Below are 23,475 nucleotides of genomic sequence, written 5' to 3' on the forward strand. Positions count from 1 at the left end.
CGGCTTTGCGTCTCCGGCAATAGCAGCAAGAGCCCTCGGTTTCCAGACGCAAGGCGGGGCTATTGCTGCAGCAGGCGGCCGATATCAACGATCTGCATCTTCTTGAACAGAACAATTGCCTGAGCGCCCTCCTCCGCATCCAGCGACACGGCATAACGCACGGCGGCGGCAAGCAGCTGCATCGTCAGCCGGGCAATCGCGAGCAGCTCCTTCCGGTCGCCTTCCGGCCATAGGCGGATAAGCACCGCGAGAAATGCCCGGGCATGGAATTCCATGTCCTCGGCATCGACCTGTTGCAGCAGCTTGTCGGTATGGGTCGCATGCCAGATGTCGCGCATGACGGGCTCGCGGCGGAAAAAGGCGTAATACTCGTCGACGATATTGGCGAGTGCGCCCTGCAGGGCCGCAGCGTCGGTCACCTTCGCCAGTTCTTCTTCGACGCACCGCCTGCCCTCTTCGTTGAAGCGCTCAGCCAATGTCCGGATGATTGAGGTCTTGTCCGGAAAATACTGGTAGAGGGCGCCGAAGGAGAGACCGGCCTTTTCGACGATCTCGCTCATCTTCAAGCCGTCGCTGCCATGGCTTTCGATCAGCTCAGCGGCCACAGTCAGGATCTTTTCGAAGCGCTCGCGGCCGCGCTGCTGGCTGGGAATGCGGCGCAGCTGGCCGGTAGCCTCCTGCTGGCGTTTGCGCGTGGCGACCGGCTGTTCCGACATGCTCTCTCCTTTTCCACATTGACAAACAAAATAAGAGAGATTATCTCATTTTGCAAATAAGAGAGTTTCTCTTGTTTGCAAAGTTTGGGAGGAGTTTTGACATGCAGACTTCCGAAATCGTCCTCGTCGGTGGATCGGGAAAGACCGGCGGCCGCATCATCAAGCGCCTGGAAGAGCGCGGCCTCACCATTCGTGCGGCATCACGCTCAAGCGCACGGCCCTTCGACTGGGAGGACAGGTCGACTTGGCGCGGCGCGCTTGACGGCGCATCGAGCGCCTATGTCGCATTCCAGCCGGACCTTGCCGTCGCCTGGGCGGCGGAAGCGATCGAAGCGCTCGCCAAGGTCGCTGTGGAATGCAGCCTCGAGCATATCGTGCTGCTTTCTGGCCGTGGAGAAGAAGGCGCGCAGCGCAGCGAGGCGGCGCTGAAAGCTTCCGGCATTAACACCACCATCCTGCGTGCCTCCTGGTTCGGCCAGAATTTCAGCGAGGGCGCCTTTGTTGAGCAGATCATTGGCGGCCGGCTGCAATTGCCGGCGGGCGAGATCGGGGAACCTTTCATCGATGCCGACGACATTGCCGATGCGGCGGTCGCCGCTTTGAGCGATCCCGGCCACCGCAACAAGATTTACGAACTGACCGGCCCGCGAGCGCTGACATTCCGCCAGGCGGTCGCCGAAATCGCCGCAGCCACTGGGCGGCCGATCGAATATGAGCAGGTGTCGATGGCGGATTTCACCGGCGGGCTTGCGGCTGCCGGCCTGCCGCAGGGCCTGATCGATCTTCTGGAGGAGCTCTTCGGCCAGGTGCTCGATGGGCGCAACTCCGGCACCGCGGGCGGTGTCGCCGAAATTCTTGACCGCCCCGCTACCGATTTCAGCGAATATGCCCGCCGGACCGCGGCAACCGGAATATGGAGCGTCTGACCATGCAGATCATTCTCATCATCTCCCTCGTCGCCGCGGCGATCGGCAGCGGTCTCGTCGCCGGCATCTTCTTCGCCTTCTCGACCTTCATCATGACTGCCTTCTCGCGGATCCCGGCGGAACAGGGCATTGCCGCAATGAACTCCATCAATGTGACGATCGTCCGCTCGCCGTTCATGGGCCTCTTCGTGCCGACGGCGATCCTCTGCCTTGTCATTGCCGTGCTCGCCCTGATCGACTGGCGCGGCGGGGCATCTTTTCTAATGCTGGCAGGTGCAGCCCTCTACATCTTCGCTTCCTTCCTCTCGACCATCATCTTCAACGTGCCGATGAACGATGCGCTGGCGAAGGTCGGCGGCAACGTGACGGAAGCGGTTCAGCTCTGGACCACCTATGTCAGAGACTGGACGTGGTGGAACCATGTGCGGACCATCGCCTCGCTGCTTGCCTCCGTCGCCTTCGTGCGGACGTTGATGATCGTTTGAGGAAAGGCAGAGGCATTCAAGGAGCAGCGTGGCGGCGTGTCCTTCGAGGCGATCCTGCGGATCGCACGTCTGGATGAGGCAGATCGGAGGGGCGCAGCTTCGCTCTCGCTTCGGTCACCGGCTCCGGAAAGCGCGCCAGGCGGAGATCACGGCGAGCAGCAAGAACAAGCCTGCCAAACCAGCCCACAGAGAACCGCCCTGCGTCAGGTTGTCACCATCGCGAGTGAGGCAGCTGGATAAGGCTTCCGATATGCAATCTCGGAACTTCCAGTACCTTTCATAGAATAGCCATCCAAAGACAATCGACAGAAGCGCTAATATCAGCACCGAAACATATTTCATCTGGTTCCCCATCCTACCGACCAGGACTCATTCCGTTGAAACAACATCGATGGTGTGACTGTAGGTTCCAAGGACGGAGATGCAAGCGCCGACATCCAAGGGAGCGTCATCCTTGGTTTGTCGTAAAAAGAACTCCGCGAACAATTAGACGCAGCCAAAATGGTTGTTGCTGCCCTGATCGTACCCCGCTTGAAGGTGCCAGCCGAAATGTGTCACAGAGTGATTGATAGGTTGCCATGCAAAGAGCGGTATGTTGTCTATGGTGTCGAAGGAAGAGGGTGTCGAATGGCCGCTCGGCAAACCGGGCGGGATCCTTCTGGCAATGTTGTTTTTGCCGACTGTAGTTGCCATTTTCGTGCAGAGATCCGGCTTTAACTTTTTGCCGTCAAACGAGTGGATTTCCAAGACGGCCCTTCCTGCTCTCGCAGTCGGCGTGGTCTCTGCGGCATTGCCGTTCTGGATCATTTTGAAGAGCAGGCACCAGACTGACGGCGTGAAGAGAGGTTTCGGCCTGCTATTCGCTCCGGTCGCTGGTTTTCTCCTCGGAAAGCATCTCGTCGTCATCGCTGTGCCGATGCTATTCGCCGTGATCGCTGGCCATCAGGTGGAGCTTTCCTTCACCGTCGTCGACGCACATGAATGGGGCGACTCAAAATGTCGGACGCCGGTTCAGGTCGAAGGGGTTCCGATGTTATTCGACGAAATTTGCCGTGTCCCTGATGACATCAGGCGAGAACTTGGACCGCTACACCGAATTGCCGTTTCGGGCCGCGGCACCAGTCGAGGTGTCTTTGTGGAAAGTCTGCGCAGGATAGATTGAAGAAACGCCACTGCCGTAACACCGCAATAACGAGACGACAGTCCAGGATCAAGACGCCGTGCGCGCCACCTCGGCCGGAACTGCTCTGAGGTAAGCAGCAAGCTCGACGCGATTGCGGCCGCCCCGCTTGGCAGCGTAGAGCGCCTTGTCGGCAGCACTCAGCATGGTGTCGAAATCCAGCATCTGCGCGCGGCCGGGCGCGACGCCGATGCTGACCGTGCATTTCAGCATCTGGCCGTCGATATCGATCTCGCGCGCCTCGAAGGCCCTGCGGATGCGCTCTGCGGTCAGTTCGGCCCGTCCGGGCATGATCTCTTTCAGCACCAGCGCGAACTCTTCGCCGCCGAGCCGGGCGGCGGTGTCGCCGGCGAGGCAACTGGCCTGGAGTTGCTCGGCGAAGACCGTGAGCACGCGGTCGCCGGCGGCATGGCCGAAGCGGTCGTTGACGGATTTGAAATGGTCGATATCGAAGACGATGACGGCGGTGGTCGAACCCATGGGGCGCGTGCCGTACTGGTCGAAGATGGCGCGGCGGTTGAGCAGGCCCGTCAGCGGATCGGTGATCGCCTCGAGACGATGGCGCGCGGCAAGCCGCCACTGATGCAGCGCCAGCGACAGGGCGCCGATCCCGGTCATGCCGGCAATGCAGACGGCGAGGCTCAGATCTTCGGCCCAGTTGTTGGGCGCTGCGCCGAGCACCAGCTTGCCGTCGGATATCAGCACGCCGGCACAGAGCACGAAAGAGATCGCCGTCAGCGTATAGAGCGCGGCGATGCCGAGGATCGGCGCCGGCGCCTCGGCGCGGGCGAGCCAATATTGCCGGGCGGTGGCAAAGAGCAGGAGGGCAATCGCAAGATTATCGGCGATGAAGGCCAGGCCATCATAACCCGCCAGCATCGGCACGACGGAAAAGATCGTCGCGGCCAGCGCGCGGATAGCAATGGCCGAGATCGACAGCCGACTGGTGAGGAACTGCTTGCCGGCGCCCCAGATGGTGGCGAAACCGGCGTGGAAAAGGCCAAAGCTGGCGATGCCAAGCCATTTCTCCGGCGTGTTCACATAGACGCTGTAGACGAAGATGCCGCTGACGACGAGGACAAGGCCGATGGTGGCGGTCAGCAGCACAGTTTCGGCCCGACGGACCAGCCAGCTGCCCATCAAAGTCACGGCAAGGCAGGTCGCGGAGACGCCGAGCGCCAGCAAGAGGGAGTTGTAGTCAAGCATCATGCTTCTTCAGTCTCCGCAGCGGCATCGCGCCGGATGATCGGCGGCTATGGAGGTCCGCGAGGAGAATGTCTTATGCATCCGTTAACAAATGATGCATTGCACAATGAAAATGTTATGCGCCTAACGTCGCTGTGACACTTAAAATGAATATTCTATTTAAAATAGAAAACTAAGGTGTGGCGGCTACGCCACCACCTGCCAATGCAGGGGAAACATCGGGTCGAACACCGTCACCGGTCCGGTGCCGGTTTCAATCCTCGCGGGAAAGACGACCGGCTCGGCCTGCCTTGAGAGCGTGATGCGCTCCTCGTTTGGCTGAAGCCCGTACCAGGCCGGGCCGTTCAGCGACGCGAAGGCTTCGAGCCTGTCCAGTGCGCCCTCCTCTTCGAAGACATGGGCGAGGCAGCTCATCGTATTGATCGAGGTATAGATGCCGGCGCAGCCGCAGGCGCATTCCTTCAGGGGATCGACATGCGGCGCGGAATCGGTGCCGAGGAAGAAGCGCTGATCGCCGCTGGTGGCGGCAGCCCGCAAGGCCAGCCGGTGGTTCTCGCGCTTGGCGACCGGCAGGCAGTAATAGTGCGGGCGGATGCCGCCGACCAGGATGGCGTTGCGGTTGATGATCAGATGGTGGGTGGTGATCGAGCCGGCGAGATTGCCCTTGGCGGCCTTGATGTATTCGATGCCGTCTGCGGTCGTCACATGCTCCATCGTCACCTTCAGTTCCGGCAGGCGCCGGCGCAGCGGATCGAGCACGGTGTCGATGAAGACGTCCTCGCGATCGAAAATATCGACGTCAGGCGTCGTCACCTCGCCGTGAACGCAAAGCGGCAGGCCGATCCTGGCCATGCGTTCCAGCACCGGCATCGCCTTTTCCATGTCGCGCACGCCTCCATGCGAATTGGTGGTGGCGCCGGCCGGATAAAGCTTGACGGCGGTGATGAGGCCGCTTTCCGCACCCGCCTCGACATCGTCGGGGCTGGTGTGCTCGGTGAGATAAAGCGTCATCAGCGGCTGGAAGCGATGGCCGTCCGGCAGGGCCTTGAGGATGCGCTCGCGATAGGCCGCCGCATCTGATGTGGTGACAACAGGCGGCACCAGATTGGGCATGATGATGGCGCGGGCGAAGGTGCGGCTCGTATCGGCAATCACGCCTTCCAGCATGGCGCCGTCGCGCAGATGCAGGTGCCAGTCGTCGGGACGGCGGATGGTGATCGATTGCATGGCAGGCCTCCGAAGCGATGCGTCTGCGGCCTCGATAGCATTATAACCCAGCTGAAAACAATCGTCGCGGAATCACGCCAGCGCGATCTCCAGCGTCACGTCGGCCGGACGGCGGTTTTCGAGGATGAGCCGGCCGTTTGGCAGGTCGTTGCCGTAGACCTTGGCTTTGGCGGCCTCTTCGGTGAGGTTATAACCGCGCCAGCGCGCCCAGAGCCGCTCCTCGAGCACCTCGATCGGCGGTGCCAGCATGATGGTGAAGTCGAAGACGCCATCGAGTTCGGCCCATTTGCCCTGCGTAAACAGCAGATAATTGCCCTCGACGATGATGAAGCGATCCTTCGGATCGATCGGCCGGGCCGATGCGATGGAGAGCTCGCGCGAACGATCGAAGACCGGCGCCAGCACCTCCTGGTCGGCCCGTTTCACGGCTGCGATGATATCGAGAAAACCGCGGACGTCGAAGGTCTCGGGAATGCCCTTGCGCGCCAGCAGGCCGCGTTCGATCAGGATGGCATTGTCCATGTGGAAGCCGTCCATCGGCAGGACCGCAGCACTTTCGCCCTTGGCCTTCAGCGCCGCAGCCAGATTGTCGGCCATGGTCGATTTGCCCGAACCCGGCGGCCCGGCAATGCCGATCAGGAAACGTCTGGCATCGCCGGCGCGGCCAAGAACCTCGCCGGCGATTTCGTCGATGCGTGCACTCATGCAGCAACGGGCTCCGTCGGCACCGCCTTGGCGCCGGTCATGAAGGCGACCGCGTCCGACATGGTGTATTCCTTCGGATTGATCACCGTCAGGCGCCGGCCGAGGCGGTGAATATGGATCCGGTCGGCCACTTCGAAGACATGCGGCATGTTGTGCGAAATCAGCACGATCGGCAGGCCGCGGGCGCGCACATCGAGGATCAGCTCCAGCACCTTGCGGCTCTCCTTGACGCCGAGAGCCGCGGTCGGTTCATCCATGATGATGACCTTCGAGCCGAAGGCGGCGGCGCGAGCGACGGCGACACCCTGGCGCTGGCCGCCCGAGAGCGTCTCCACCGCCTGGTTGATGTTCTGGATGGTCATCAGGCCGAGTTCGGAAAGCTTGTTGCGCGCGAGTTTTTCCATCGCCGGCCGGTCGAGCATGCGGAACAGCGAGCCGAGCGGGCCTTTTTTGCGGATCTCGCGGCCGAGGAACATGTTGTCGGCGATGGAGAGCGCCGGCGACAGAGCGAGGTTCTGGTAGACAGTCTCGATGCCGGCCTCACGCGCTTCCATCGGCGAGCGGAAATGCACCTGCCGGCCTTCGAGCGTGATCACTCCCTCATCCGGCGTGACGGCGCCTGAAATCGCCTTGATCAGCGAGGACTTGCCGGCGCCGTTATCGCCGATGACGGCGAGGATTTCACCCGGGTAGAGGTCGAAATCGGCATTGTCGAGCGCGGTCACGCGTCCATAGCGCTTGACGAGACCGCGGGCGGTGAGAATGGGTTCGACAGTCATGATCACACCGAAACCTTTCTGATCCACTGATCGATGGCGACGGCGGCGATGATCAGCACGCCCGTCAACAGGACTTTCCATTGCGGATCGGCGCCGAGCATGTTGAGGCCCATTGACACGACGCCGACGATCATGGCGCCGAAGAGAGTGCCGAGAATGGAGCCGCGGCCGCCGAAGAGCGAGATGCCGCCGATCACGGTCGCGGTGATCGCCTGGAGGTTATAATCGGTAACCGCCGAAGACGGTGAGATCGAGCCATTGCGGCCGATCGAAACCCAGGCGGCGAAGGCGGCGATGACGCCCGATATGGTGTAGACGGTGAGCAGCACCTTCTTGGTCTGGATGCCGGAGAGCTTGGCCGCCTCGGGATCGTCGCCCACCGCATAGACATGCCGGCCCCAGGCGGTGTGATTGAGCACATACCAGAGCAGCAGGACGAGCAGCACCATGGCGATGACGCCGAGGGTGAGCACGGCGGTGCCGAGCCTGAAGCTTGTGGCGAAAAGATGCAGCAGCGGCGCCTGTGCGTCGACATCGGCGTCGCGGATCGTCTCATTGGCGGAATAGATGAAATTCGTCGCCATGACGATGTTCCAGGTGCCGAGCGTGACTATGAACGGCGGCAGCTTCATGAAGGCGACGAGGAAGCCGTTCAGCAAGCCGCAGAGACCGCCGACAAGCATGCCGGCTGCGACCGCGATCGGCGTCGGGATGCCGTAGGTGATGGCGACATTGCCCATGATCACGGCCGAGATCACCATGATGACGCCGATCGAAAGATCGATGCCGGCCGTCAGGATGACCAGCGTCTGGGCGGCACCCAGAATGCCGACGATGGCGATCTGCTGCAGGATCAGTGTCAGGGTGTAGGACGAGAAGAAGCGTCCGCCGATCGTTGCCCCGAAGATGATGATCGCCAGCACCAGCACGATCAGCGGCACGGCGGCCGGCGTCGAGTGTAGAAAATGCTGGGCGCGCTTGATCAGCGGGACGCTCTGGTGCTCGAAGGAGGCGACGTTCTTGTCGCTGCCATCGAGAACGCGTTCGAATTCCTGTGCTCCGGTCATGATTCCTCCTCCGCATCCGCGCGCCGAACCCGCGCGGAGGCCGTCACTCCTGTTCATCCGTTCGTTGCTTAGCCGGTGGAGTAACGGCACATCGTCCGTCCAAAACGGCCGGGGATCAAGCCCCGGCCGTTTTCCGATTCAAAAGCGCGGGCTTAGCCCCAGCACTTGTCCGTGCCTTCCTTGGTGTCGATCGACTTGACGCCGGAAACCGGCTTGTCGGTGACGAGCGAGACGCCGGTGTCGAAGAAGGACTTGCCTTCCGTCGGCTTCGGCTTCTCACCGGAGTCGGCGAACTTCTTGATCGCCTCGATGCCGAGCGACGCCATCAGCAGCGGGTATTGCTGCGAGGTGGCGCCGATGACGCCTTCCTGGACCGACTTGACGCCAGGGCAGCCGCCGTCAACCGAGACGATCAGCACGTTCTTTTCCATGCCGACAGCCTTCAGCGCCTGATAGGCGCCGACAGCGGCCGGCTCGTTGATCGTATGGATGACGTTGATGCCGGGATCCTTTTGCAGAAGGTTTTCCATGGCCTTGCGGCCGCCTTCCTCGTTGCCGTTGGTCACGTCATGGCCGACGATGCGGCTGTCGTCTTCGTCGCCGATCTTGTCCGGGTTCTTCGGGTCGATCCCGAAGCCCATCATGAAGCCCTGGTCGCGCAGGACGTCGACCGTCGGCTGCGACGGCGTCAGGTCGAGGAAGCCGACCTTGGCGTCCTTGGCCTTGTCGCCGAGCGTTTCCTTGGCCCACTGGCCGATCAGCTTGCCGGCGAGCAGGTTGTCGGTGGCGAAGGTGGCGTCGGCGGCATCGGCCGGCTCGAGCGGCGTGTCGAGCGCGATGACCAGCACGCCGGCATCACGCGCCTTCTTGACCGAAGAGACGATGCCCTTGGTGTCCGAGGCGGTCAGCAGAATGCCCTTGGCGCCGTCGGCGATGCAGCTTTCGATCGCCGCAACCTGGCTCTCGCTGTCACCATCGACCTTGCCGGCATAGGACTTCAGCGAAACGCCGAGTTCCTTGGCCTTGGCCGTCGCACCTTCCTTCATCTTGACGAAGAAGGGATTGGTGTCGGTCTTGGTGATGAGGCAGGCGGAAACGTCGGCTGCCATGGCCGGCGCGGAAAAGGCGACGCCGAGTGCGAGCGCGCCGAAAGCGAGAACTGATTTCTTCATGAACTCCTCCCAGAGTTTGCCGGCGCCGCCCGTGCGGGCCGGAATTTTCGAGATGTGACACTTCGCTTCGGTCGCTGCTGCTGCCGAAGCCGCCTCGTGCCCTTGACGAGGGCAATTAAGAGCGAAAGAAATCGGCTTGTCAATAAATAAATCCAATTGAATTATTAATTCGATGTGGCATGCTCAATCGCATTAAGATGTACGGTACCGCGCCTTTTCAAACGCAGAGAAGGCCGCCGTACCGCTTTCAGCTGCTGCGTAATCGCCATGGATCGCTTCCGATCCGGGGAACATGCAAGAGGCCAACGCTCGGGAGGAGCGGCCATGTCGTCTTTGGATGGACCGGAACACACACCGGTCCCGCCGCCCATTCTCAATCCGGCCGGGGGCGCGAACCAGGTCAGGGTGCGCGCCTATAACGAACGGCTCGTGCTGTCGCTGGTGCGCCTCTACGGCGCGCTGTCGAAGGCCGATATCGCGCGCCGCAGCGGGCTGTCGGCGCAGACCGTCTCCGTCATCATGCGGGTGCTGGAAAAAGAAGGGCTGCTGTCGCGCGGGGCGCCGGTGCGCGGCCGGGTCGGCCAACCGTCGATCCCGATGCGTCTCAACCCCGACGCCGTCTATTCCTTCGGCCTGAAGATAGGCCGGCGCAGCGCCGATCTGGTGCTGATGGATTTCGTCGGCCGCATCCGCATGCAGCTGCACCAGACCTATGCCTATCCGCTGCCGCACGAAATCCTCGCCTTCGTCACGGCAGGCATCGAGGAGATCGAAAGCCGGCTCGATGACAAGCAGCGCGGCCGCATTGCCGGCCTCGGCATCGCCGCCCCGTTCGAGCTGTGGAACTGGGCCGAAGAAGTCGGCGCGCCGCCGGGCGCCATGGAGGTCTGGCGGGATGTCGACCTGCAGGCCGATATCGCCGCCCGTGTCTCCCATCCTGTTTTCCTGCAGAACGATGCGACCAGCGCCTGCGGCGCCGAGCTCGTCTTCGGCGTCGGCCCCTCCTATCCCGACTTTGTCTATTTTTTCATCGGTTCCTTCATCGGTGGCGGCATCGTGTTGAATTCGGCGATCTTTTCCGGCCGTACCGGCACGGCGGGCGCCATCGGGCCGCTGCCCGTGCGCGACAGGAACGGCAAAACCAAGCAGTTGCTCGAAATCGCCTCCATCTTCGTATTGGAAAACATGCTGCGCGAACGCGGCATCGATCCCGAGCCGCTCTGGTATTCCGCCGACGACTGGGTGGATTTCGGCGAGCCGATGGAAATCTGGATCCAGGATAGCGCCAAGGCGCTGGCCCAGGCGATCGTCGCGGCCGCCTCGATCGTCGATTTCAGCGCTGCCGTCATCGACGGCGGCTTTCCCCATTGGGTGCGCAGCCGCGTCGTGCAGGCGACGATTGACGAAGCCGCCAAGCTCGACCTGCAGGGCGTCGTCATGCCCGAAATCATCGAGGGCGCCGTCGGCGCACAGGCCCGCGCCATCGGCGGCGCCAGCCTGCCGATCTTTTCGCGTTACCTCACCGACCAGAACGTACTCTTCAAGGAGGTAGACCATGCTGAAGGGACTTGATCCGCTCTTGAGCCCGGAATTGCTTTTCACGCTTCGGGCGATGGGCCACGGCGACGAGATTGCCATCGTCGACGGCAATTATCCCGGTGTCGAACATGCCCGCCGGCTGATCCGGCTCGACGGCCACCGCCTCATTCCGGTGCTCAACGCCGTGCTCAGCGTGTTGCCGATCGACGACTTCGTGCCGGAAGCAATCTTCCGCTCGACCGTCAAGGCCGAGCGCGACAAGCTCGATCCCGTGCACGAGGAGATGATCGACTGCTGCGCCCAACACGAACCGCACCGGCAGGTGGTGCCGCTCGTCGGCCAGGATTTCTACGGCCGGGTGCGCGCCGCCCATGCGCTGGTCCAGACCAGCGAACCCAGGCTCTATGCCAACATCATCCTGCGCAAGGGTGTGATCTATCCGAAAGAACCGGGCACGCAGGCGGCCGAGGTGGATCCGTTCGTCTACTAAAGCATGTTGCGCAAAAGTGTGCAGCGGTTTTGCGGCAACGACATGCGCAAAAACAAGGAGCTAAAGCGCGAGAAGCGAATCTGAAAGATCGCGACGCGCTATAGCCGACCGATTCCATGAAAGCGGCCTTTGCCGGAACCTGAAGGCCGTTCTCCTGATCGGCTTGAGGCAACAGCGTGTCGCAGCCTTTCAAATTCGAAGCCCATCCGAATTGCGGGAAAGCTATCCGTTATGCGCAGCGAAATGCCCGCACCTTCGTCCAGGCAACCCACCGTTAACCTTCAACGTTCAAAGAAATCTTGGGACGGTGTCGGTGTGCGCGCTTGATCAATGACGGCAAGCCGGCTCTCTTAATTCCGTCCGAATGAGTTGTGGCGGTCTTCGATTACCGCCAAGGACGATGCGGTCCTGCGAACTGGCCATGATGGCTCGTCACACCACGGGAGCCTGTTCATATGCCTCGCATCCAACCGACCAGACCCCAGATGGAGATATTGGGCTGGCTCGCGATCTTCCTGCTTCTCTTCAGCCTCTCCTGGCGCTTCGATTGGCATGGGGTGCTGGATGACTTCGTCGACCAGCATCACGACTATCCGCTGGACCACGCGCTGCTTGCCCTGAATATCTCCGGGTTTCTCGGGCTCATTTATTCCGCACTGAGAATCCGGGACCTTTCTCGGGAGGTTCATCGCAGGCTGCAGGCCGAGAAGCATGTCGACTGGATTGCCTGTCACGACACGTTGACCGAGCTGCCGAACCGCAGATTCCTGGACTCCATATGCGCGCAGGCGATGACCGATCAAACGGCACAAAATGCTTTTGCCGTGTTCAGCATCGATCTCGACGGCTTCAAGAAGGTCAACGATCTCTTGGGGCACGATCACGGTGACGCGGTGCTGAAGACTGTCGCTCAGCGGCTCTCGTCGCTCTTCGCCCGCGAGCACGTTTTTCGCCTTGGCGGAGACGAGTTTGTGGTCCTGGCGCGGCTGGTCGGAAATCCCGATCTTGTTGCCTTGGGGAACCGCATCGTCAGCGCGATCGGAAAGCCGTTCACATTCAATGGTGTCGCCGTCGATCTCGGCGCCAGTGTCGGCTTCGCACTTTATCCCGAGAACGGCGATGAGCTCGGTCAAGTCATCCGGCATTCGGATTGTGCAATGTATGTCGCGAAAAAACAGGGCCGCAATCTGGTGAAGCCCTTCGTGCCTTCGATGCAGGAGGAGCTCGCGAAACGGATCAGGATAGAAGGGGATCTGCGGGCGGCCATCCGGAAGGGCGAGATCGTTCCCTATTATCAGCCGCTCGTGGACCTCAAGATGAACAAGATCATCGGCTTTGAGGCGCTGGCGCGCTGGAAAACGGCGTCCGGCGAATTCATCCCGCCGAGCGAATTTATTCCAGTGGCGGAGGAAGCCGGCCTGATCGTCGAATTGACTGATCAGCTGCTTCGCAGCGCCTGCACCGATGCGCTTTCCTGGCCAAGCGAGCTTGTCCTGTCCTTCAATCTTTCGCCGATCCAACTGAGCGACCGGTTACTGGGCCTCAGAATTCTCAAGATATTGGGCGATGTCGGCCTGCCCGCGCACAGGGTCGAACTTGAGGTGACGGAGAGCGCCATCATCCAGGACGCCGTCACGGCACGCATTGTCCTCGACGATCTGGTGAATGCGGGGGTCAGGATTGCTCTCGACGATTTCGGAACGGGCTTTTCCAGCCTCTCGCAGCTGTCCAGCTACCCGTTCGACAAGATCAAGATCGACAAGAGTTTCGTTGCTTCGTTCGAGACCAATGACAAGCAAGACAAGGTGATCAAGGCCATCGTCGCTCTCGGCGCCGGGCTGGGCGTGAGGATAACGGCCGAAGGCATCGAAGAAGAGAGCCAACTTCAGCGGCTTCAGGATCTCGGCTGTGACTTCGGCCAAGGATATCTGCTGGGCAGGCCCGCGCCGATTGAGGAGATCACCGCACATCAAGTCGACAGCAGGATTCTCCAGCGTCGTTAACGAAGCCATGCGTTCGCCTGACGAGGCAGAAGTGACAATCGATTCCCCCTCGCCTGGTAGGGACTCAACCGTCGATTTCGACTTCCGCTTCGCAGTTTACCGGCGCATTCAACGGGATGGCCATGCCGATCGACGAGCGGGCGTGCGCACCGATATCGGGACCATACAGTTCCATGATCAGATCGGAATAGCCGTTTGTGACCAGGGGCGTCTCATTGAAACCCGGAGCAATATTCACCATGGCGAAGACGCGCAACCAGGCCGTGACCCGATCGAGGTCTCCGAGAGCCCGCTTGAGGCTTGCGAGATGGGCCAGGGCAACCAGCCGCGCCGACGCGTAACCCTGCTCCGGCGAAACCTCGGCGCCGACCTTGCCAAGAGGGTTGGCCAATGTGCCATCGCGGTTGCACGCGACGTGCCCTGAGATATAAGCGCGGGCGCCGCGCACCCGAACCCAGACAAAGGGCAGCAGCAGGCCATCGCGAACCTTTAAAGGCTCGGGCAATTCCAGGCCCATTTCGGCGAGACGTTGTTCGATGATGGCCATGATGCACCTCCCGAGGTGTTTGGAGCGCGGATAAAAGCAAAGACTTCGTACGCCGCAAGCGAACAAGGATCGCGCCTTACGGCACGATGTGGTCAAGCTCCGGCATCAGAATGACGCTCTCGTTCGCCGCGGGATCGTTGCGGGCAGCGAGAAATTCGGCGTCTTCCGGGCTGCGATTGACGGCCACGTGCGGAACGCCGGCCGGAATGAACAGGTAGTCACCGGGGCGGACCATTTCGCAGCGTTCGAGCTTCGGCCCTGACCAGATCTCGATCTCCTGGCCTGCGGTCATTAGAAGGGCGGTTTCGTGTCCCTCATGGCGGTGAGCGCCGGTTCGTCTGCCTGCGGGCAGCGAAATCGCCCCGAGCCACAGCATATTTGATCCGACGCTCTGTGCGGAGACGCCCGACCGATACACAGATCCCTGCTTGGCAAGCTGGCTGCCGCTCCCGCTTACGACTTTCGCGGTTAATGCAGGAGGATTTTTCGGCTGCGCTGCTTCGTTCTTCATGGCTCTCACCATTTCCATCTCTGCGATGAAACAGACTCTGCGCGCACGGCCGGCGCAAGTCCTGAAGAGAGACCGAAAAGTTCCGAAAAACTGCGAAATCGGCGTATCATGGCCGGCCATGAACACTCCGCACCTTGCATTCGGCCACTTCGAGTTCATTGCCGAGAACGGATGCCTGCTTCGTGACGACCGGCCTGTCGCCATTGGCGCCCGCGGCGCTTCGCTGCTTGCCGCTCTGCTTGCGGCACAAGGGGGCGTCGTTTCCAAATCGGCGCTGATGGATGCCGTTTGGCCGGGGTTGGCCGTCGAGGAAAGTAATCTTTCGGTTCAGATTGCGGCCCTTCGCAAGCTGCTCGGCCCCGCATCCGACGGCGGCGAATGGATCGTCACCGTCCCACGGGTCGGCTACAGGTTTTCCGGCCGGGTGGAGAGCTTGACCGACGGAGCCGACAGCGGGTGGCATGCGCGAGCCGAAGCCAGCCCCGGTATTGCAGTCCTGCCGTTTGAAAATCTGGGCGGCGATGCCGAGCGACAATATCTGGCCGACGGTATCGCCGACGACCTAATCATCGCACTCACCCGGTTCAGATGGCTGCGCGTCGCGTCACGCGGAGCGAGTTTCGCAAGATGGAATGGCTCCAGGGACCCGCGCGCCGTCGGGCTCGAACTCGGTGTCAATTTTCTGGTGGATGGGGCTATCCGGTATACCGGCGACCGGATCCGGATATCGGTGCATCTCGCCGACGCCGCGAAGGGCGCGACCGTCTGGTCCGAACACTACGATCTTCAGCTGGCCGAGATATTTGCGGTGCAAGACGCCATCGCCGAGCGGATCGCCGCGGCGGTCGAACCCGAGCTGTTGTTGCGCCATGGGCTCGCAGTCGCTCCCCACACCGGCAACATCACGGCCTGGGACCTTGTCCGGCAAGGCACATTCAATTTCCACAAGGTCTCACAGCCAACCCACCTTCTGGCAAGACGATTTTTCCGCGAGGCCGCCGAGCTCGACCCCATGCTGCCGGAGGCGCAGATTTGGCGGGCGCGGGTCAACGCCGGCCTCCTCGCCTATGGCTGGACGGACGATCCTGCCGCGGATGGCAGCGAGGGATTGAATGCGGCGCTGCGGGCGATCTATCTCGACGCGCGAAACCCGTATTCGCATTATGCGCTGGCGATCGTGTCGGCCTACACGGGCAGAGCCGATCAGGCGATCCTCGCGGCGGAACGGGCGATCGAGCTCGGTTCGAGCTTCGCCTTGGGGCATCTCGTGCTCGGCATGGCTCGGCTCTTTTCGGGTGATGCGGCCGGTGCCCGAAAGCCCTTGTCTCGCGGCCTCGAACTCAATCCCCATGATCCGCAGAATGGGGTCTGGTTCAGTCTCTTGATGCTTGCGCTGTTCTTTTCAGACGATGTCGAAGGGGCGCTCGCGGTGGGACGCACGGCGTTAAAGGCGCGGCCCGACCGGCCGGCGCTCATGCGCATTCAGGCGTGCTGCCATATGGCGCTCGGAAATATCGAGCAGGCCCGCCGATTTGCCGCTGCTGCCAACGTTCTGCCCGACGCTGCCGGCGATGCGCTTGGGCCGTTCAGGGAGGGCAACAAGGAATGGGCGGCCCGCCTTGAGCGGCTGCTCCGAGAAGCGGACATTTAAAACTAGCCGAGATGGTCCGTCGTAAACCGGAGTTCGAAGACAGTCCGATGGAACGGCTCAAACTCAACTACTGCACCTCTGCAAAGGAGAGAACGATGGACGATGATATCAAAATGCTGCAGCGCATGTACGAGCGCTTCAATGATCGCGATATAGACGCCGTTCTGGCAGCGCTTACAGAGGACGTCATCTGGGCCAACGGCATGGACGGCGGCCACGTTCACGGGCGCGAGGCGGTTCGGGCATATTGGACACGTCAGTGGACGATGATCGACCCGCATGTCGATCCGGTCGGCTTCAATCGAACAGCGGACGGCGCGGTCATTGTCGAGGTCCGGCAGTCAATCCGTGACCTTCAAGGCCAACCACTCCAAGGTCAGACGCAGGGGCTTGAGGATAAGACCATCGGGCACATGTTTCGATTTCGGAACGGCAGGGTGGCCCGCTTCGATATCCGCGACACCAGCTAAATCCGGCGACCCGCCTCCATCCTGCCCCGAACGCTCAAATCTCCCCCGCCGATGGCCCCCAGACGTCGGTGAGCGCGAAACCGCCGGGATGCGGGTCGAAGGGGTCGAGCGCCACCTGGGTCAGGCCGAAGGTGAAGCCGCGGCCGGTGATGGTGGGAATGACTGCCGGACGGCCGGCGACCTCGGTCACCGCCTGCAGCCCGACCTCGAACTGCGAGCCGATGATCGATTTCGAGGTGAAGCTGTCGCCGACCTTCGCCTTTCCCCTGGCATGCAGCGCGGCGAGGTTGGCGGAATTGCCGGTTCCGCAGGGCGAGCGGTCGGCCCGGCCCGGCCACATGGTGGTGCAGGTGCGCACCGTGCCGTCGGCCTCGGTATCGCGGAACATCACATAGGCGACGCCTGAAATTGCCGGGATTTGGGGATGGACGACCTTGATGTCGCGGTTGATCAGCTCCTTGAGAATCATGCCGGCCTGGACGAGGCCGGCGGCATTGGCCTTCTCGATCGTCAGATTGATCTGGCCGACATCGACGAGGGCATAGAAGATGCCGCCATAGCACAGATCGGCTTTGATCTTGCCCCAATGCGGCGTGTCGATCTCGACGTCGAGTTCATGCACGAAGGACGGCACCATGGTGAGCTTGACCTTCTCGCAGCGCCCATCGCGGCAGGTCGCCGTCGCCTTGACGAGGCCGGCTGCGGTTTCCAGCGTCACGATCGTCTCCGGCTCCTGCATCTCGACGATGCCGGCTTCGAGCAGCGCTGTCGTCACGCAGATCGAGTTCGAGCCGGAGCTCGCATGAGCCTGGTCGGGCTGCAGGATGATGAAGGCAGCGTCCGCTTCCGGATGACGCGCCGGCAGCAGCAGATTGACCGAGCCGATCGGGGCGCCGCGCGGCTCCAGGCACAGGAAGCGGCGCAGCTCGTCGCCCTTCGGATCGGTGTTCAGCCAATGCAGCTGGGCGGCGATGGTTTCGCCCGGGATCTTCGGCACGCCGCCGATCGCGACGCGGCCGATCTCGCCTTCGGCATGGACATCCAGCAGCTGGATCGTGCGCTTCCATCTCATATCGAAAACTCCGGGTCAGAAGTAACGGTTCTCTTTCAGTATCGGTCGATGCGGAACGGGGTCAGGTCGACCGGCGGCTCAATGCCGCTCACCATATCGCCGATCAGCCGCGCTGTCGTCGCGGCATAGGTCAGGCCGAGATGGCCGTGGCCGGTCGCATAGAAAACACCCGGCATTTTTGACGACGGCGAAACGATCGGGATCGTATCGGGCAGCGCCGGGCGATGGCCCATCCAGTCCGTCGCCTCCTCGAGTTTCAGCCCGGGAAGCGCGCGCTGGGCGTGGCGCACCAGCACGCGCGGGCGGCGGAAGTCCGGTACGGCATCGAGACCGGCGAGTTCGACATTGCCGCCGACGCGGATGCCGCCGGCCGTCGGCGTCACCATGAAGGCGCGCGCCGGCCAGATCACCGAATAGCGCATGGAGATGCCCGGCTTCATGATCTGCGTGTGATAGCCGCGCTCGGTTTCGAGCGGGATCGGCTCGCCGAGCTTTGCGGCCAGAAAACGGGTGTGGACGCCGGCGGCGAGCACGACGGAATCGGCCTCGAGACGGCGGCCATCGTCCAGGAGGACGACGACGGCGCCATCGCCCCTGCGCTCGATGTTCCTGACGGCGCTGGAGACAAGGGCCGCGCCCGCGGCCTTGGCCGCCTCGGCCAGTTTGACCACCAGTCTATAGGGATCGCGGATCGACTTGTTGTCGGGCAGCAGCACGGCCTTGGCGATGACAGGCGAAAGAGCCGGCTCATAATATTGGATGGCGCCGTTGCTCAACACCTCGAATTCGAACCCGTAACGCTGCATCATGGCGAGATGGCCGCGATCGGCGGCAAATTCAGCCTCGGTCTCATAGATCGCCAGGCACCCCTCCTCCGTCATCAGTTCGGGAGCGCCGATCGCCTGCAGCATCTCCCTGAAATCGCCGAGCGCGCGCTGCGACAGGCTCATGCCGGCATCTTCGATTTCTCTGAGGCGCGACGGGCGGCCGGCGGCGAGGAAGCGCAGGAACCAGGGCAGCATTTTTGCCGCATAGGAGGGCCGCAGCCAGACCGGGCCTTCGGGATCGAGTAGCCAGCCGGGCATTTTCCTCCAGGTCGAAGGGCCGGACCCAGCGGCAAAATCGAGCGCGATGCTCGCCATATTGCCGAAAGAGGTGCCGCGTCCCGGCTCGCCCTTGTCGACCAGCGTCACTTGAAATCCACGTCGCTGCAAGTCGAAAGCAATGGAGGCGCCGATCACCCCCGCGCCGACGACAACAACCCTCTTCTTCGTCTCTTCAGCCATGCCATCAACCCAACCGCACGGCAGACAGGACCGCCGCTTCGCCAGCCTGATATATCAGATAAGCGGCGATTGCCTACGAAATTTTCACTGGCTTGCGGGCAGGCCGGCGCCGACGCTGTCGCCGACCGAACCGACGGTATTGTCCATCGACTGGCCGAGACGTTTCAGCTGGGCATCGTAATTTCGGCGGGTGCGCGGATCGAAGATGGCGATCGGTGTGCTGACGGCGACGCTGACCGCACTTCCGGCGGTCTGGGCAGCGCCCATTGCCACGGCGCCGACCGCTTCGCCAAGACCGACATTGGAATCGGTGATCGTCTGACCGGCAATCAGCCGGTCGCCGATCAGCTTCACGACTTCGGGGCTTTCGGCGAATTTGCCATGGTTCAGCCGGTCGCCGCCCTTGAGCTTGGTGAGATCGAGAACGGTGATGCCGGCCGCTTCGAGCTTGCTGCGATAAGGCTCGGCCGAGGGGTCGATCTGGCCGAGCCGATCGATATTGCCGGAGATGCGCCGCGACAGCGCCAAAGCACGATCGTCCTGCGAGACGAAGATGGTGAAATGCGGCCTGTCCTTGCCGAGGCTTGCGAACTGGCGGCCGAAGACGTCGACATCGAGATCGGGTGAAGCAAGAATGACATTGTTGATCTTGGAGGCCACGTGACCGTTGCGGATCGCCATCTGCCTGAGCGCTTCGACGGTGAGCCAGGTGCCCATCGAATGCGCCATGATGGTGACATCGCTGACGGCGGGATTGGCGGCGGTTCGGGTGAGCAGCTCCTCCAGCGCGTCGCGGGAGTAGTTGGTGCTTTCCTTGTCGTAATTGTAATCGAAGATGCTGGCGCGTGAGGGCCAGGTGAAGACGACGGGGGCGACGTCGGCATGGGAATCATGGACGATCTGGGCGAAGCGGTAGACGGCGTCCTCGTAGCGATTGTTGAAGCCGTGCACGAAGACGAGCACGCGGCGGCTCTTCGGCATATGGGTTTTCAGCCAGGTCTCGCCCGCCCGCTCGCCCTCGAGCGGATCGACGGAAACGGTGACGAAATCGCGTAAGGGGTCGGCCGGCAGCCGCCTTGGCCATTGCACCTGGCCGATCTTGCGATTGGCATCCGGCGGGATGGAGACATCGACGGCATTGACGGCAAGCCCCGTGCCGCGCTCGCCGGAGAAAAGTACGGCGGGATTGTCATCGGCAGCCCGCGTCGTCGCCACGAGCAGATCGACCTTCGAGGTCCCAGGCGGCACGGTGCCGGCCGCCTGCATGACGCCGACCGGCCTGCCGCCGCAGCCGGCGAGCACCAGCGCTACCAGAAGACCTGTCAGGGCCGGATGCGGGGCTCGCCATCTGCCGATCATGATCAAACTCCAACCGGTGCGCGCACCGGACAGTGGGCGCCAGTTCAAATAGTCCGTCGACGCCTGCCGAGTCAAACCGCGGTGAAAACTTGGGGGAAAAAAGAAAAGAGCCTGGCGCGGGAGGAGGTGCGCCAGGCTCTTGATCCTGACTGACAACTGGGAGGAGGAGTGTTGTCAGTCCGATGTAAGAGCGCTGGGAGGAGGAGTGCGCTGCTTACGAAGATAGTGATAGCCCATTCATTTGATCGGGAATAGCGAAAATACCGCAATGCAGCAATGCGTCCAGTGCAACGCTTGCCCTGAAAATAACAAATCGACGCCTCATTTTGCGGCATGTTTGACCAAGTGGTCAAATTCTGCTGAAAAATGAGGCCTCGTTGATCGCCGATCGTTCGCCCAGCTCAAGACCCCTCCCCACAAGGGGGAGGGGCTAGCCGCAGCACCCGCCGCGACCAAAAGTAAAGTCTTACCGGCTGTTCCCGTTCTACAGATTGGCATGATGGACGTTATGTGAAGCGGTACGGCATCCTAGCCCCTTCCCCTTGTGGGGAGGGGTCTGGGCTGGGCACTCTCTTCGGCGGCAGTCGCCCCCTCAAGCCGCTTTGAACACTCTCCGGCCTTCAGCATCCAGCGCCGAAAACTCCTCGTCGGAGAGCGTGATGTCGACGGCCGCGACGTTTTCTTCCAGGTGCTTGACCTTCGAGGTGCCGGGGATCGGCAGCATCACCGGGCTGCGCTTCAGCACCCAGGCGAGCGCGATCTGGCTCGGCGCGGCATTGTGCTTCCTGGCGATCGTATCGAGCAGCGAGCCCGGCTTGGCGAGATCGCCGGCAGCCAGCGGGTACCAGGGGATGAAGCCGATATTGTGCTTGGCGCAATAATCGAGCACGTCCTCGCTGGTGCGATCGACGAGATTGTAGCGGTTCTGGACGGTGGCGACCTTGAAGTGCTTCGAGGCGGCCTCGATATCGGCGACGGAGACTTCGCTCAAACCTGCATGGCGGATAAGGCCGGCATCGAGCAGCGATCCGATCGCATCGAACTGTTCCCTGGCCGGGACTTTCGGATCAATGCGGTGAAGCTGCCAGAGATCGATCTGTTCGAGCCCGAGATTGCGCAGGCTCTTATGCGCCTGCTGGATCAGATATTCGGGACGGCCGACCGGCAACCAGATGTCAGGGCCGTGTCGGGTCAAGCCGCCCTTGGTGGCCACGACGGACTTGCCGCCATAGGGATGCAGCGCCTCCTTGATCAGCCATTCGGAGACATCGGGACCGTAGGAATCGGCCGTATCGATGAAATTGACGCCAAGCTCCGGCAGGCGCTCCAGCGTGCGGATGGATTCGGCGTGATCTTCGGGCTCACCCCAGATGCCCTTGCCGGTGACGCGCATGGCGCCGAAACCGAGACGATTGACCTCGATCTCCCCGCCGATCCTGAAAGTGCCTGACTTGGCTGCGTTGTAACTGGCCATGATCTTTCCTCTCTTGGTCAATGAAAATGGTTTGAAGTCTGCGGGACGGCGGAACCCTGCCGAGCCCCCGGTGGCATCGGCTGGAAGCGGCTTTCGAAGCGCGACTGTCCGCCCTGCCCCTGGCGCTGGCAAGATGGTGGTGAGCTGCCCGTCGCCGCGGACGCTTGAGATATAGGATGGTGGCACTGACATAACAGGGATGGCGCCGTAAACATGGCGTCAAAGCGATGCCGGCGCTCCCATGGTAACGACTGCCGTCAGGCGCCCGTTTCGCCGGAAAAGGCGGCGACGTCGATTTCGCCGTCGCTGTCGCGGTATCGCAGGCGCTCGCGGGAAAGCTCCAGCGGCTTGCGGCGGGAAATCCGGTACACGGAGGCCGGCGGCAGGTTACGCACCGTGCCGCCGATGCGCACGGCCTTGAGGCCGAGCCGGTCGAGGATCGGCCGCGGCACCGGACAGCGCGGGCCATAGGTGAACTGATAGACCGCCCCGCCCGGCCGCATATAGGTGAAGGCGCCGGCAAGGATCGAGGCGATCTTGCGCGGCGACATCGACAGAAGCGGCAGACCGCTGATGACGGCGCCGACCGGTTCGTCCTTGAAAATATCGGCGTGGGCAAGGTGGGCGGCATCCATCTGCAAGACGCGCGCCGCCGGGAAACGCGCCTGCAGCGCGTTGATAAATTCAGGCCCATACTCGATCAGGGTGAGATCCGCCTCGCTGACGCCGCGGGCGAGCAGCGCCCGGGTGAACACGCCGGTGCCCGGGCCGAGCTCGATGATCGGCCCATCAAGTGCGGCAATTTCGCTGGTCATGATCCTGGCCAGGGAGTCGCCAGACGGCGCGATGGCGGCCACCCGAAGCGGGTTGCTGACCCAGGAGCGGAAAAAATGCAGGAAGTCGGAGCATGCAGCCTTTGCGGTCATGACTGTTCCACCTGTCTGAAATTCAATTGAGTATCAATGCGACCATCGCGGCCAGCATGGCAATTCCAAGGCAGAGACGTCAATCGCCTGTGTGAGCCGGCGTTTGCGACGATTTTTTTTAATCGGCGTCCGGCCTGTTTGCGCCATGGCTTTTTGCCATCAATGACATGGCGGGTGCTCGCGCGAATGGCTGGCGCCGTTCCGGCCACCGTCCACATGGAAAGGGCGGCCCGGAAGCCGCCCCTCAGCCCGATCGCGAAGCCTCAATAGTTGCAGCTGGAGCTGCTTGTCGGGTTGAAGCCGAGCTTGCAACCCATGTTCAGCGGCTTCTTCGGGTTCATCATGTAGGGTGAAGCCATGGTATTAGGGCCGCGCTCGCCGATGGAACCAGTGGTGCGCCTGTCGCGCTGCACCTGGGTTTCTTCCTGGGCAACCGGCTGCTTGACCGCGCCCTGCTCCGTCGCACTCGACTGGAGGGGAGCCGCTTCGGCCGAGAACGAGGAAAGGCCGAACATTGCGCCGAGGGCCGCCGCCGCCAGGCCGCTCTTGAATGTCGTGATCATGATCGTCTCCTTGGGAGGATTTCAGGGAATTTACGCCGAGGAGTTAGGAAGCGGATCTGTCACATACTACCGCCCGCAACAGGGGTCACGAACATGTGAGCGGCGCCCCGAGCGAGAAAAG

The 23,475-nt window shown here is 62.1% G+C and carries 23 protein-coding genes; 8 read left to right on the plus strand and 15 right to left on the minus strand.

Translation table 11 applies throughout. From position 1 onward, the window contains the following. Positions 1-59: 59 nt before the first annotated feature. Positions 60-716 carry a TetR/AcrR family transcriptional regulator gene (locus A7X77_RS01715; protein WP_064681295.1) on the minus strand — a complete coding sequence of 219 codons (657 nt, stop codon included), beginning with the start codon at positions 714-716 and terminating at the stop codon, positions 60-62. A gap of 101 nt (positions 717-817) precedes the next feature. Between A7X77_RS01715 and A7X77_RS01720 the strand changes: the two genes are divergently transcribed. The 3 genes from A7X77_RS01720 (at position 818) to A7X77_RS01735 (ending at position 3,289) form a co-directional block, all read left to right on the plus strand. Continuing rightward, positions 818-1,642, plus strand: a complete 825-nt coding sequence (locus A7X77_RS01720) for an NmrA family NAD(P)-binding protein (protein ID WP_064681296.1) — start codon at positions 818-820, stop codon at positions 1,640-1,642. Between the two features lie 2 nt (positions 1,643-1,644). Beyond that, entirely contained in the window at positions 1,645-2,127 is a 483-nt protein-coding gene (locus tag A7X77_RS01725) for a DUF1772 domain-containing protein (RefSeq protein WP_064681680.1), read from the plus strand. Positions 2,128-2,728: 601 nt separating this feature from the next. Continuing rightward, positions 2,729-3,289 carry a hypothetical protein gene (locus A7X77_RS01735; RefSeq protein WP_064681681.1) on the plus strand — a complete coding sequence of 187 codons (561 nt, stop codon included), beginning with the start codon at positions 2,729-2,731 and terminating at the stop codon, positions 3,287-3,289. Positions 3,290-3,337: 48 nt separating this feature from the next. On the opposite strand, the gene A7X77_RS01740 is transcribed toward A7X77_RS01735, so the two are convergent. From A7X77_RS01740 to A7X77_RS01765, 6 genes are all read right to left on the minus strand, one after another. Then, positions 3,338-4,516 (minus strand): GGDEF domain-containing protein, encoded by a 1,179-nt coding sequence (locus A7X77_RS01740; RefSeq protein WP_064681298.1) that lies wholly within the window; start codon positions 4,514-4,516, stop codon positions 3,338-3,340. A 183-nt stretch (positions 4,517-4,699) separates the two neighbouring features. After that, positions 4,700-5,740, minus strand: a complete 1,041-nt coding sequence (gene pyrC / locus A7X77_RS01745) for a dihydroorotase (protein WP_064681299.1) — start codon at positions 5,738-5,740, stop codon at positions 4,700-4,702. Positions 5,741-5,812: 72 nt separating this feature from the next. Then, positions 5,813-6,445, minus strand: coding sequence for a nucleoside triphosphate hydrolase (locus tag A7X77_RS01750; protein WP_064681300.1), 633 nt, complete (start codon positions 6,443-6,445; stop codon positions 5,813-5,815). After that, positions 6,442-7,224, minus strand: a complete 783-nt coding sequence (locus A7X77_RS01755; protein ID WP_010030521.1) for an ATP-binding cassette domain-containing protein — start codon at positions 7,222-7,224, stop codon at positions 6,442-6,444. Before A7X77_RS01755 ends, A7X77_RS01750 begins: the two co-directional genes overlap by 4 nt. A 2-nt stretch (positions 7,225-7,226) precedes the next feature. Beyond that, complete coding sequence (locus A7X77_RS01760; RefSeq protein ID WP_064681301.1) at positions 7,227-8,291, minus strand: ABC transporter permease; 1,065 nt, start codon at positions 8,289-8,291, stop codon at positions 7,227-7,229. A 152-nt stretch (positions 8,292-8,443) separates the two neighbouring features. Then, positions 8,444-9,463 (minus strand): sugar ABC transporter substrate-binding protein, encoded by a 1,020-nt coding sequence (locus tag A7X77_RS01765; protein WP_064681302.1) that lies wholly within the window; start codon positions 9,461-9,463, stop codon positions 8,444-8,446. 324 nt (positions 9,464-9,787) lie between these two features. Between A7X77_RS01765 and A7X77_RS01770 the strand changes: the two genes are divergently transcribed. From A7X77_RS01770 to A7X77_RS01780, 3 genes are all read left to right on the plus strand, one after another. After that, the gene (locus A7X77_RS01770) at positions 9,788-11,035 is read left to right on the plus strand and encodes an ROK family transcriptional regulator (protein ID WP_064681303.1); all 1,248 of its coding nucleotides are present in this window, start codon (positions 9,788-9,790) and stop codon (positions 11,033-11,035) included. Next, positions 11,019-11,492 carry an RbsD/FucU family protein gene (locus A7X77_RS01775; protein ID WP_064681304.1) on the plus strand — a complete coding sequence of 158 codons (474 nt, stop codon included), beginning with the start codon at positions 11,019-11,021 and terminating at the stop codon, positions 11,490-11,492. The genes A7X77_RS01770 and A7X77_RS01775 overlap by 17 nt, the downstream gene beginning before the upstream one ends. A gap of 455 nt (positions 11,493-11,947) precedes the next feature. After that, positions 11,948-13,495, plus strand: coding sequence for a putative bifunctional diguanylate cyclase/phosphodiesterase (locus tag A7X77_RS01780; protein WP_064681305.1), 1,548 nt, complete (start codon positions 11,948-11,950; stop codon positions 13,493-13,495). 64 nt (positions 13,496-13,559) lie between these two features. On the opposite strand, the gene A7X77_RS01785 is transcribed toward A7X77_RS01780, so the two are convergent. After that, positions 13,560-14,042, minus strand: a complete 483-nt coding sequence (locus A7X77_RS01785) for a RidA family protein (protein ID WP_064681306.1) — start codon at positions 14,040-14,042, stop codon at positions 13,560-13,562. 76 nt (positions 14,043-14,118) lie between these two features. After that, positions 14,119-14,553 (minus strand): cupin domain-containing protein, encoded by a 435-nt coding sequence (locus A7X77_RS01790; RefSeq protein WP_064681307.1) that lies wholly within the window; start codon positions 14,551-14,553, stop codon positions 14,119-14,121. Positions 14,554-14,671: 118 nt separating this feature from the next. Between A7X77_RS01790 and A7X77_RS01795 the strand changes: the two genes are divergently transcribed. Further along, entirely contained in the window at positions 14,672-16,204 is a 1,533-nt protein-coding gene (locus tag A7X77_RS01795) for a winged helix-turn-helix domain-containing tetratricopeptide repeat protein (protein ID WP_064681682.1), read from the plus strand. Positions 16,205-16,299: 95 nt separating this feature from the next. After that, positions 16,300-16,674: a nuclear transport factor 2 family protein gene (locus A7X77_RS01800; RefSeq protein WP_064681683.1), complete on the plus strand. Its 375-nt coding sequence runs from the start codon at positions 16,300-16,302 to the stop codon at positions 16,672-16,674. A gap of 34 nt (positions 16,675-16,708) precedes the next feature. Here the strand turns inward: A7X77_RS01800 and A7X77_RS01805 are convergent, their stop codons facing one another. The 6 genes from A7X77_RS01805 to A7X77_RS01830 form a co-directional block, all read right to left on the minus strand. Next, complete coding sequence (locus A7X77_RS01805) at positions 16,709-17,746, minus strand: 4-hydroxyproline epimerase (RefSeq protein ID WP_064681308.1); 1,038 nt, start codon at positions 17,744-17,746, stop codon at positions 16,709-16,711. A gap of 35 nt (positions 17,747-17,781) precedes the next feature. Beyond that, positions 17,782-19,032 (minus strand): NAD(P)/FAD-dependent oxidoreductase, encoded by a 1,251-nt coding sequence (locus A7X77_RS01810; RefSeq protein WP_064681309.1) that lies wholly within the window; start codon positions 19,030-19,032, stop codon positions 17,782-17,784. 84 nt (positions 19,033-19,116) lie between these two features. Beyond that, a complete protein-coding gene (locus A7X77_RS01815; RefSeq protein WP_064681310.1) occupies positions 19,117-20,391 on the minus strand; it encodes an alpha/beta hydrolase in 1,275 nt (424 codons plus the stop codon). Between the two features lie 592 nt (positions 20,392-20,983). Then, the gene (locus tag A7X77_RS01820; protein WP_064681311.1) at positions 20,984-21,865 is read right to left on the minus strand and encodes an aldo/keto reductase; all 882 of its coding nucleotides are present in this window, start codon (positions 21,863-21,865) and stop codon (positions 20,984-20,986) included. Positions 21,866-22,122: 257 nt separating this feature from the next. Further along, entirely contained in the window at positions 22,123-22,791 is a 669-nt protein-coding gene (locus A7X77_RS01825; RefSeq protein ID WP_064681312.1) for a class I SAM-dependent methyltransferase, read from the minus strand. A 263-nt stretch (positions 22,792-23,054) separates the two neighbouring features. Beyond that, positions 23,055-23,354 (minus strand): hypothetical protein, encoded by a 300-nt coding sequence (locus tag A7X77_RS01830; RefSeq protein WP_064681313.1) that lies wholly within the window; start codon positions 23,352-23,354, stop codon positions 23,055-23,057. Positions 23,355-23,475 lie beyond the last annotated feature (121 nt).

Origin of the sequence: Rhizobium bangladeshense (assembly GCF_001662075.1) — a bacterium.
GTDB lineage: Bacteria > Pseudomonadota > Alphaproteobacteria > Rhizobiales > Rhizobiaceae > Rhizobium > Rhizobium bangladeshense_B.

What these genes read in the sequence shown, in the direction of transcription:
- A7X77_RS01715 (WP_064681295.1), bottom strand. Translation starts at nt 716, where the DNA reads ATGTCGGAACAGCCGGTCGCCACGCGCAAACGCCAGCAGGAGGCTACC.
- A7X77_RS01720 (WP_064681296.1), top strand. Translation starts at nt 818, where the DNA reads ATGCAGACTTCCGAAATCGTCCTCGTCGGTGGATCGGGAAAGACCGGC.
- A7X77_RS01725 (WP_064681680.1), top strand. Translation starts at nt 1,645, where the DNA reads ATGCAGATCATTCTCATCATCTCCCTCGTCGCCGCGGCGATCGGCAGC.
- A7X77_RS01735 (WP_064681681.1), top strand. Translation starts at nt 2,729, where the DNA reads ATGGTGTCGAAGGAAGAGGGTGTCGAATGGCCGCTCGGCAAACCGGGC.
- A7X77_RS01740 (WP_064681298.1), bottom strand. Translation starts at nt 4,516, where the DNA reads ATGATGCTTGACTACAACTCCCTCTTGCTGGCGCTCGGCGTCTCCGCG.
- pyrC (WP_064681299.1), bottom strand. Translation starts at nt 5,740, where the DNA reads ATGCAATCGATCACCATCCGCCGTCCCGACGACTGGCACCTGCATCTG.
- A7X77_RS01750 (WP_064681300.1), bottom strand. Translation starts at nt 6,445, where the DNA reads ATGAGTGCACGCATCGACGAAATCGCCGGCGAGGTTCTTGGCCGCGCC.
- A7X77_RS01755 (WP_010030521.1), bottom strand. Translation starts at nt 7,224, where the DNA reads ATGACTGTCGAACCCATTCTCACCGCCCGCGGTCTCGTCAAGCGCTAT.
- A7X77_RS01760 (WP_064681301.1), bottom strand. Translation starts at nt 8,291, where the DNA reads ATGACCGGAGCACAGGAATTCGAACGCGTTCTCGATGGCAGCGACAAG.
- A7X77_RS01765 (WP_064681302.1), bottom strand. Translation starts at nt 9,463, where the DNA reads ATGAAGAAATCAGTTCTCGCTTTCGGCGCGCTCGCACTCGGCGTCGCC.
- A7X77_RS01770 (WP_064681303.1), top strand. Translation starts at nt 9,788, where the DNA reads ATGTCGTCTTTGGATGGACCGGAACACACACCGGTCCCGCCGCCCATT.
- A7X77_RS01775 (WP_064681304.1), top strand. Translation starts at nt 11,019, where the DNA reads ATGCTGAAGGGACTTGATCCGCTCTTGAGCCCGGAATTGCTTTTCACG.
- A7X77_RS01780 (WP_064681305.1), top strand. Translation starts at nt 11,948, where the DNA reads ATGCCTCGCATCCAACCGACCAGACCCCAGATGGAGATATTGGGCTGG.
- A7X77_RS01785 (WP_064681306.1), bottom strand. Translation starts at nt 14,042, where the DNA reads ATGGCCATCATCGAACAACGTCTCGCCGAAATGGGCCTGGAATTGCCC.
- A7X77_RS01790 (WP_064681307.1), bottom strand. Translation starts at nt 14,553, where the DNA reads ATGAAGAACGAAGCAGCGCAGCCGAAAAATCCTCCTGCATTAACCGCG.
- A7X77_RS01795 (WP_064681682.1), top strand. Translation starts at nt 14,672, where the DNA reads ATGAACACTCCGCACCTTGCATTCGGCCACTTCGAGTTCATTGCCGAG.
- A7X77_RS01800 (WP_064681683.1), top strand. Translation starts at nt 16,300, where the DNA reads ATGGACGATGATATCAAAATGCTGCAGCGCATGTACGAGCGCTTCAAT.
- A7X77_RS01805 (WP_064681308.1), bottom strand. Translation starts at nt 17,746, where the DNA reads ATGAGATGGAAGCGCACGATCCAGCTGCTGGATGTCCATGCCGAAGGC.
- A7X77_RS01810 (WP_064681309.1), bottom strand. Translation starts at nt 19,032, where the DNA reads ATGGCTGAAGAGACGAAGAAGAGGGTTGTTGTCGTCGGCGCGGGGGTG.
- A7X77_RS01815 (WP_064681310.1), bottom strand. Translation starts at nt 20,391, where the DNA reads ATGATCGGCAGATGGCGAGCCCCGCATCCGGCCCTGACAGGTCTTCTG.
- A7X77_RS01820 (WP_064681311.1), bottom strand. Translation starts at nt 21,865, where the DNA reads ATGGCCAGTTACAACGCAGCCAAGTCAGGCACTTTCAGGATCGGCGGG.
- A7X77_RS01825 (WP_064681312.1), bottom strand. Translation starts at nt 22,791, where the DNA reads ATGACCGCAAAGGCTGCATGCTCCGACTTCCTGCATTTTTTCCGCTCC.
- A7X77_RS01830 (WP_064681313.1), bottom strand. Translation starts at nt 23,354, where the DNA reads ATGATCACGACATTCAAGAGCGGCCTGGCGGCGGCGGCCCTCGGCGCA.